The organism is Bartonella sp. AP36NXGY, from assembly GCF_042195865.1.
Classification (GTDB): Bacteria; Pseudomonadota; Alphaproteobacteria; order Rhizobiales; family Rhizobiaceae; genus Bartonella.
The window spans coordinates 73867-82155 of sequence record NZ_JBHIPD010000010.1 but is presented as its reverse complement, the minus strand read 5'-3'; the positions used below and the strand labels follow the sequence as shown (position 1 = coordinate 82155).

Genomic DNA, 8289 nt, shown 5'->3' with positions numbered 1-8289 from the left:
GTTTTGCTATTCGTGAAGGTGGTCGTACTGTTGGTGCCGGTATCGTCTCTAAGATCATTGAATAAATAATGCTTGTTAAAGGGGTGTTAAAAGTGTTTTAGTTTTGAGAGTTAGGGGTATAGCTCAGTTGGTAGAGCGGCGGTCTCCAAAACCGCAGGTCGCGGGTTCAAGTCCTGCTGCCCCTGCCAAAGGGGGATTTTACATATAAGGGAGTGGATTTTGCTGCCTTTTTCGCTTTTTTTGATATGGGGCTTGTTTTTTTGTGTGTGAAACGGTATTGAATAGAAAGTAAAGAAATTGCATAAGTCTGAAAGTTGGCTTTTGCATTTTTTCCTGTTTATTTTGTTCTATAAAACACAATAGGACTAGAGAGAGTATAGTGTGACGATGGCATCTAAAACCAATCCGATTACCTTTTTGAAGCAGGTTTATGCAGAAACAATTAAAGTGAAATGGCCTACACGTCGTGAGACGGTTATTTCTACTATTATGGTTTTGTTGGTAACTGCATTGGCTTCAGCTTTCTTTTTTATTGTGGATCAGGTTATGCATTTTGGTGTTTGGCGGGTTATTGATCTTCTGAAATATCTTTTTAGTTGAGAATGTAAGGAAGTGTGACTGTGGCAGCTCGTTGGTATATTGTTCAGGCATATTCAAATTTTGAAAAGAAAGTAGCGGAAGCTATTGATAAGGAGGCAAAGCAAAAGGGACTTGATCATCTTTTTGAAAAGATTTTTGTTCCAACAGAGCGTGTTGTAGAGGTTCGTCGTGGACGCAAAGTTGATACTGAGCGAAAATTTTTTCCTGGTTATGTTCTTGTTCGTGCTGAGTTAACAGATGAAGTTTATCATCTTATTAAGAATACGCCTAAAGTGACAGGTTTTTTAGGGTCGGATGCGCGTCCTGTTCCTATTTCTGATCGAGAGGTTGAGCAAATTCTCAAACAAGTTCAGGAAAGGGTTGAGTCTCCAAAGTCCTCTGTATTGTTTGAGGTTGGAGAGCAAGTTCGCGTTGCTGATGGTCCTTTTGTTTCGTTTAATGGAATTGTTCAAGAGGTTGAAGAAGAGCGCTCTCGTCTTAAGGTTGAAGTGCTTATTTTTGGGCGTCCTACGCCTGTTGATTTGGAATTTGGTCAGGTTGAAAAACTCTGATTAAACTTAGAGTAGTTTTAATTACTTTAAGGAAGGAGTGGGAGGTGATTTATAGCTTTTGTCGGCTTAATGATCCGAACCACGTGACTGCAAGCGGGTAACGGGCAAGATGAATTGTCAGTATACCAGTGAAATTAAAGGCAGATTGTTATGGCAAAAAAAAGTATAGGTCAGCTTAAGTTGCAGGTTCCTGCAGGAGCTGCTACTCCATCTCCACCAATTGGTCCAGCTCTTGGGCAGCGTGGTATTAATATCATGGAATTTTGTAAGGCGTTTAATGCAGCGACACAAGAAATGGAAAAGGGGGCACCGATTCCAGTTGTTATTACGTACTACCAAGATAAGTCTTTCACCTTTTCTCTCAAGACGCCTCCTGTATCATTCTTTTTAAAGAAGGAAGCAAACCTGAAATCTGGCTCAAAAGAGCCTGGTAAAGTGTCTGTAGGAAGCATTTCTCGCGATAAAATTCGTTCGATTGCGGAATCAAAGATGAAAGATCTTAATGCGAATGACATTGAGGCAGCAATGCGTATGGTTGAAGGTTCTGCTCGCTCGATGGGCTTGGAAGTGGTGGGCTAATATTATGGCAAAAGTAGCAAAAAGAATAAAAAATATCCGAAAAGATATTGATTTTAATGAACTCTACGCTTTAAAAGATGCCGTTTCAATGGTTAAGGAGCGTGCCGTTGCTAAGTTTGATGAAACAATCGAAATTTCAATGAACTTGGGTGTTGATCCTCGTCATGCTGATCAAATGGTTCGAGGCGTTGCTCATTTGCCTAATGGAACAGGGAGAAATATTCGTGTTGCCGTTTTTGCTCGTGGGGATAAGGCTGAGGAAGCTAAGGCGGCAGGAGCTGATATTGTAGGTGCCGAAGATTTATTTGAAAGCGTTAATAGAGGGACTATAGATTTTGATCGTTGTATTGCAACGCCAGACATGATGCCTCTTGTTGGTCGTCTTGGTAAGATTCTTGGTCCACGGAGTTTGATGCCGAATCCGAAAGTTGGTACTGTAACACTTGATGTCGCCGGTGCTGTCAAAGCTTCTAAAGGTGGTGCTGTTGAGTTTCGTGTGGAAAAAGCTGGTATTGTGCATGCTGGTATTGGTAAGGCTTCTTTTGGTGTTGAAAAAATCGTAGAAAATATAAAAGCCTTTGCAAGTGCAGTTATTAAAGCCAAACCGCAAGGTGCAAAAGGTGAGTATATTAAGCGCGTTGCTGTTTCGTCGACTATGGGAATTGGTGTTAAAGTTGATCCAGCAACGGTTCGTTCAGAGCTAGTATAAGCTGATTTATAATTTTGTTTTGGGGTATGGGAATATCAAAATTGTATTTAAAATGCTGATTTTGATCAGCTCGCTATCTAAGCTTTATAGGGCTTAGGTTGTACCGGGAGAAATTCCGGAATATCCTGTCCGAGATTGTAGGTGATGCTTTTAAGTATCTTAATCAAAAAAACCTGCATGAGACTGGGGTAAAAACTGAGAGTTAAAAGACTTAAAGGGTTTGAGCCAAGGTTGCCTTTGAACGCTGTGCGTGAAAAAGGGGACAGGATCCTCATCGGTGACATGAAGTATTTTATGTTATCAAAGGTAACCAACAGGTTTGTTTTAAGCAAATCTGTTAAATGGAGAGAGACAGTGAATAGAGCGGAAAAACGCGAATTTGTTACATGGCTTAACGAGGCTTTTCGGAAGTCTGGTTCTGTTGTTGTTGCACATTATTCCGGTCTGACAGTTTCACAGATGAATGATCTGCGTTCGAAAATGGGTGAAGCTGGCGGTGCCGTTAAGGTCGCCAAAAACCGTCTTGCTAAAATCGCTCTTCAGGGCACGGAATCTGAATCGATAGTGGGTTTGTTTACTGGACAAACACTTATTGCTTATTCAGAAGATCCAATCACAGCACCGAAAGTTGCTGTTGATTTTGCGAAAAGCAATGACAAATTTGTCATACTTGGCGGTTCAATGGGTGCAACAAGTTTAACTGTAGATGCTGTGAAGTCATTGGCTTCATTGCCTTCATTAAACGAGTTGCGTGCAAAACTTGTGGGTATGATTTCTACCCCTGCGACCCGTATTGCACAGGTTGTTAATGCCCCTGCTGGTCAGGTTGCACGTGTCATTGGAGCATATGCTCAGGAGGATAAGGCGGCTTAAGGCTGTTTGTATTCACGTTTATGGAAGAGCTTTAATGCTTTTCTGTTTTTTTGAATAAGATTTAATAATGGTTCAAATCTTTTAATTGAAGGAATTTAAAAATGGCTGATCTAGAGAAGATCGTAGAAGACCTTTCTAATCTAACCCTTTTGGAAGCCGCTGAGCTTTCTAAGTTACTTGAAGAAAAGTGGGGAGTTTCGGCTGCTGCTCCTGTAGCTGTAGCTGCTGTTGCTGGTTCTGCTGCTCCAGCTGCTGAAGAAAAAACAGAATTTGATGTTATTCTTGTTGAAGGTGGCGCACAAAAAATTAATGTTATTAAGGAAGTTCGTGCTCTTACTGGACTTGGTCTTAAAGAAGCTAAAGATCTGGTTGAAGGTGCACCTAAGCCTATTAAAGAGGCTGCTTCTAAAGAAGAAGCAGAAAAAATTAAATCTCAACTTGAAGCTGCCGGTGCTAAGGTGGAACTTAAGTAAATTTAATTTTATCGGCGGGCATTTATGTTCGCCGATTTTCTTTCTCTTAATACAAAGAGGGAAAATAATGAGTAAAAAACTTTTCCCAATGGTTTCGTAACAGGAATGGGATAGGTTTGGATTACTTACCCCTTCATCATAGAGTCAAAGAGATAAATGGCTTATGTTGGTGGGGAAAGTTAATGATGCTCATTATTGAGTGTCAAGTGAACTGGTCTGCATATGCAGGTTAATGGTATAAGGCTTTCAAGGTTGGTCTACCTTGAAGAGTAAAGATCAAGGAGCGACGATGGCTCAGACTCACGCAATGATGTCTCAATTCAATGGTCGTAAGCGCGTACGGAAATTTTTTGGTAAGATTCCTGAAGTAGCAGAAATGCCGAATCTTATTGAGGTTCAAAAAGCCTCATACGATCAATTTCTCATGGTTGAGGAACCGAAAGGTGGGCGACCAGATGAAGGTTTGCAAGCTGTTTTTAAATCGGTTTTTCCTATTTCAGATTTTTCCGGTACAGCTATGCTTGAGTTTGTAGGTTATGAATTTGATTTACCAAAATTTGATGTTGAAGAGTGCCGTCAACGTGATTTAACTTATGCTGCCCCATTAAAGGTCATATTGCGTTTGATTGTTTTTGATGTTGATGAGGATACTGGCTCCAAAGATATCAAAGACATTAAAGAGCAAGGCGTTTATATGGGCGATATGCCTTTAATGACGACGAATGGTACCTTTATTGTTAATGGTACGGAGCGTGTTATTGTTTCTCAGATGCATCGTTCTCCTGGTGTCTTTTTTGACCATGATAAAGGAAAGTCCCATTCATCAGGAAAGCTTCTTTTTGCTGCTCGTGTTATTCCGTATCGTGGTTCTTGGCTTGATATTGAGTTTGATGCTAAGGACATCATTTATGCGCGTATTGATCGACGGCGCAAGATTCCTGTTACTAGTCTTTTGATGGCATTAGGTATGGATGCGTCGGATATTTTATCGACGTTTTATGATAAAGTGACTTATGAGCGTGATGGAGAAGGATGGCGAGTTCCTTATTCTGTGGATCGCTTTAAAGGAATGAAGCTCATTTCTGACCTTATAGATGCAGATAGTGGTGAAGTCGTTGCGGAGGCTGGTAAAAAATTAACAGTTCGTACTGCGAAGTCTTTGGTAGAAAAAGGACTTAAAGCGGTTAAAGTTAGTGAAGATGATTTATTAGGTTGTTATCTAGCCGAAGATATCGTCAATTACGAAACAGGTGAAATCTACCTTGAAGCTGGTGATGAAATTGACGAAAAAGTATTAAAAGTTCTGCTCGATGTTAGTGCTGATCAAGTCAATATTCTTGATATTGATCACATGAATATTGGCGCTTACATCCGCAATACTTTGAAGGTGGATAAAAATGAAAGTCGGCAGGATGCGTTATTTGATATTTACCGGGTGATGCGTCCAGGTGAACCTCCAACAATCGATACAGCAGAAGCAATGTTCCATTCATTGTTTTTTGATCCAGAGCGTTATGATCTTTCAGCTGTCGGGCGTGTTAAGATGAATTTACGTATGGATCTTGATTGTCCAGACACAGTTCGCATTTTACGCCAAGAGGATATTCTTGCTGTTGTTAAGATGTTGGTTGAATTGCGTGATGGACGTGGTGAAATTGATGATATTGATAATCTTGGCAACCGTCGCGTTCGTTCCGTCGGGGAGTTGATGGAAAATCAATATCGCATTGGTCTTCTTCGTATGGAACGTGCGATAAAAGAGCGTATGTCATCGGTTGAAATTGATACAGTTATGCCACAGGATTTGATCAATGCAAAGCCTGCGGCAGCAGCAGTCCGTGAATTTTTTGGGTCTTCACAATTGTCGCAGTTTATGGATCAAACCAATCCATTGTCAGAAATTACCCATAAGCGCCGTCTTTCTGCTCTTGGTCCAGGTGGTTTGACTCGTGAACGTGCGGGTTTTGAAGTCCGTGACGTACATCCTACGCATTATGGTCGTATTTGTCCGATTGAAACACCAGAAGGCCCCAATATTGGTCTGATTAACTCCTTAGCAACATTTGCGCGAGTTAACAAATATGGCTTTATTGAAAGCCCATATCGAAAAATTATTGATGGAAAAGTCACAAAAGAAGTTATTTATCTTTCAGCGATGGAAGAAGCAAAGCATTATGTCGCTCAGGCTAATTCGTCATTAGATAACGAAGGTCGTTTTATAGAAGAGTTTGTTGTTTGCCGTCATGCTGGTGAAGTTTTAATGGCGCCGCGTGATCATGTTGATTTGATGGATGTTTCACCAAAACAGTTGGTTTCAGTTGCAGCAGCGCTTATTCCTTTTTTGGAAAATGATGATGCGAATCGTGCGCTTATGGGATCGAACATGCAGCGTCAAGCAGTTCCTCTTGTACGCGCTGAAGCGCCATTTGTTGGGACGGGAATGGAATCTATTGTTGCGCGCGATTCAGGAGCTGCTGTGAGTGCAAAACGTAGTGGTGTTGTTGATCAAGTCGATGCTACCCGTATTGTTATACGTGCAACAGAAGATTTAGATCCTTCAAAATCAGGCGTTGATATTTACCGCTTACAGAAATTTCAGCGTTCTAATCAGTCCACTTGTATTAATCAGCGTCCTCTTGTACATGTCGGTGATAGGGTAGAGAAAGGTGATATCATTGCAGATGGTCCATCCACGGATCTTGGTGATTTGGCTCTTGGGCGGAATGTTCTCGTAGCCTTTATGCCTTGGAATGGATACAATTATGAAGATTCTATTTTGTTATCCGAGCGCATTGTTGCTGATGATGTGTTTACTTCAATTCATATTGAGGAATTTGAAGTTGCGGCACGCGATACAAAACTTGGACCTGAGGAAATTACGCGCGACATTCCTAATGTTGCGGAAGAAGCGTTAAGAAATCTTGATGAAGCTGGCATTATTTATATTGGTGCTGAAGTTCAACCAGGTGATATTTTAGTTGGAAAGATTACCCCGAAAGGTGAAAGTCCCATGACGCCGGAAGAAAAGCTTCTGCGTGCAATTTTTGGGGAAAAGGCATCCGATGTTCGTGATACTTCTATGCGTATGCCTCCTGGGACTTTTGGTACTGTTGTTGAAGTTCGCGTTTTTAATCGCCATGGTGTGGAAAAAGATGAACGTGCGATGGCAATTGAGCGTGAAGAAATTGAGCGTTTAGCAAAAGACCGTGATGATGAACAGTCTATTCTTGATCGCAATGTTTATGCGCGCCTCACCGATATGTTGACAGGTAAAGTTGCTGTAGAAGGTCCGAAAGGCTTTTCGGGTAGTAAAAAGCTTGATAGTACAGTAATGGGGCATTATCCACGATCCCAGTGGTGGCAATTTGCTGTTGAGGATGAAAAGCTTCAAAATGAAATTGAAGCTTTGCGCAAGCAATATGATGAATCAAAAGAAGCATTACAACGTCGCTTTATGGATAAGGTTGAAAAGGTCCAAAGAGGTGATGAAATGCCTCCTGGTGTCATGAAAATGGTGAAAGTTTTTGTGGCTGTGAAGCGCAAAATCCAACCAGGTGACAAGATGGCGGGGCGTCACGGGAATAAGGGTGTTGTTTCACGTATTCTTCCCGTAGAAGATATGCCATTTCTTGAAGATGGGACCCATGCTGATATCGTCTTGAATCCGCTTGGTGTGCCTAGTCGTATGAATGTTGGACAAATTCTTGAAACGCATCTTGGTTGGGCATGTGCGGGGATGGGCAAGAAGATTGGTGCTTTGTTAGAGTTATATCAAGAGACTGGGGATATATTGCCGTTGCGTCAGCGTATTGAAAATCTTATGCCTGATGATAATCATAATGAACCAGTTCGTCAGTATGATAATGAAAGCCTTTACAAATTGGCATTGCAGATGAAGAAAGGGGTTTCAATTGCAACGCCTGTTTTTGATGGAGCACATGAGTCTGATATTAACATGATGCTGGAAGACGCAGGCTTAGATAGTTCAGGGCAGGTTACGCTTTATGATGGTCGTACTGGGGAGCCTTTTGATCGCCCAGTAACGGTGGGATATATTTACATGTTGAAATTGCATCACCTTGTTGATGATAAGATTCATGCACGTTCTATTGGTCCCTATTCACTCGTTACGCAGCAGCCATTAGGAGGTAAGGCACAATTTGGTGGTCAGCGTTTTGGTGAAATGGAGGTTTGGGCACTTGAAGCTTATGGTGCTGCATACACTTTGCAGGAGATGCTAACAGTAAAATCAGATGATGTGGCTGGTCGAACAAAAGTCTATGAGGCAATTGTGCGTGGTGATGATACATTTGAGGCAGGTATACCCGAAAGCTTTAATGTGTTGGTAAAAGAAATGCGCTCACTTGCTCTTAATGTGGAGCTTGATGATGCGCGTGAACTTATTGCACAGCGGGCATTGTCTGATACGGCAGAATAATAATTCAAGGAGCGCACTAGAAAAAAGCTGCGCTCTTATTACTTTAAGAGGCTCAATAACCTTATT

Annotated in this window: 7 protein-coding genes, 1 tRNA gene and 1 pseudogene; all 9 read left to right on the top strand. The window is 41.5% G+C overall.

Annotated features, from left to right (window positions below):
• Positions 1-65: pseudogene (locus ACFINX_RS05910) on the top strand (elongation factor Tu); the annotation flags it as partial.
• 47 nt (positions 66-112) lie between these two features.
• A tRNA-Trp gene (locus ACFINX_RS05905) sits at positions 113-188 on the top strand.
• A gap of 199 nt (positions 189-387) precedes the next feature.
• On the top strand, positions 388-600 hold the full coding sequence (secE, locus tag ACFINX_RS05900; protein WP_273790652.1) for a preprotein translocase subunit SecE: 213 nt from the start codon (positions 388-390) through the stop codon (positions 598-600).
• Positions 601-620: 20 nt separating this feature from the next.
• Positions 621-1151, top strand: a complete 531-nt coding sequence (nusG, locus tag ACFINX_RS05895; protein WP_273790740.1) for a transcription termination/antitermination protein NusG — start codon at positions 621-623, stop codon at positions 1149-1151.
• A gap of 150 nt (positions 1152-1301) precedes the next feature.
• Positions 1302-1730 carry a 50S ribosomal protein L11 gene (gene rplK / locus ACFINX_RS05890; protein ID WP_273723157.1) on the top strand — a complete coding sequence of 143 codons (429 nt, stop codon included), beginning with the start codon at positions 1302-1304 and terminating at the stop codon, positions 1728-1730.
• Positions 1731-1734: 4 nt separating this feature from the next.
• The gene (gene rplA, locus ACFINX_RS05885) at positions 1735-2439 is read left to right on the top strand and encodes a 50S ribosomal protein L1 (protein ID WP_375613460.1); all 705 of its coding nucleotides are present in this window, start codon (positions 1735-1737) and stop codon (positions 2437-2439) included.
• Between the two features lie 354 nt (positions 2440-2793).
• The gene (gene rplJ, locus ACFINX_RS05880) at positions 2794-3312 is read left to right on the top strand and encodes a 50S ribosomal protein L10 (protein WP_012755027.1); all 519 of its coding nucleotides are present in this window, start codon (positions 2794-2796) and stop codon (positions 3310-3312) included.
• 101 nt (positions 3313-3413) lie between these two features.
• On the top strand, positions 3414-3785 hold the full coding sequence (gene rplL, locus ACFINX_RS05875; RefSeq protein WP_375668467.1) for a 50S ribosomal protein L7/L12: 372 nt from the start codon (positions 3414-3416) through the stop codon (positions 3783-3785).
• A gap of 289 nt (positions 3786-4074) precedes the next feature.
• On the top strand, positions 4075-8223 hold the full coding sequence (gene rpoB, locus ACFINX_RS05870; RefSeq protein WP_375612113.1) for a DNA-directed RNA polymerase subunit beta: 4149 nt from the start codon (positions 4075-4077) through the stop codon (positions 8221-8223).
• The last annotated feature ends 66 nt before the right edge of the window (positions 8224-8289 follow it).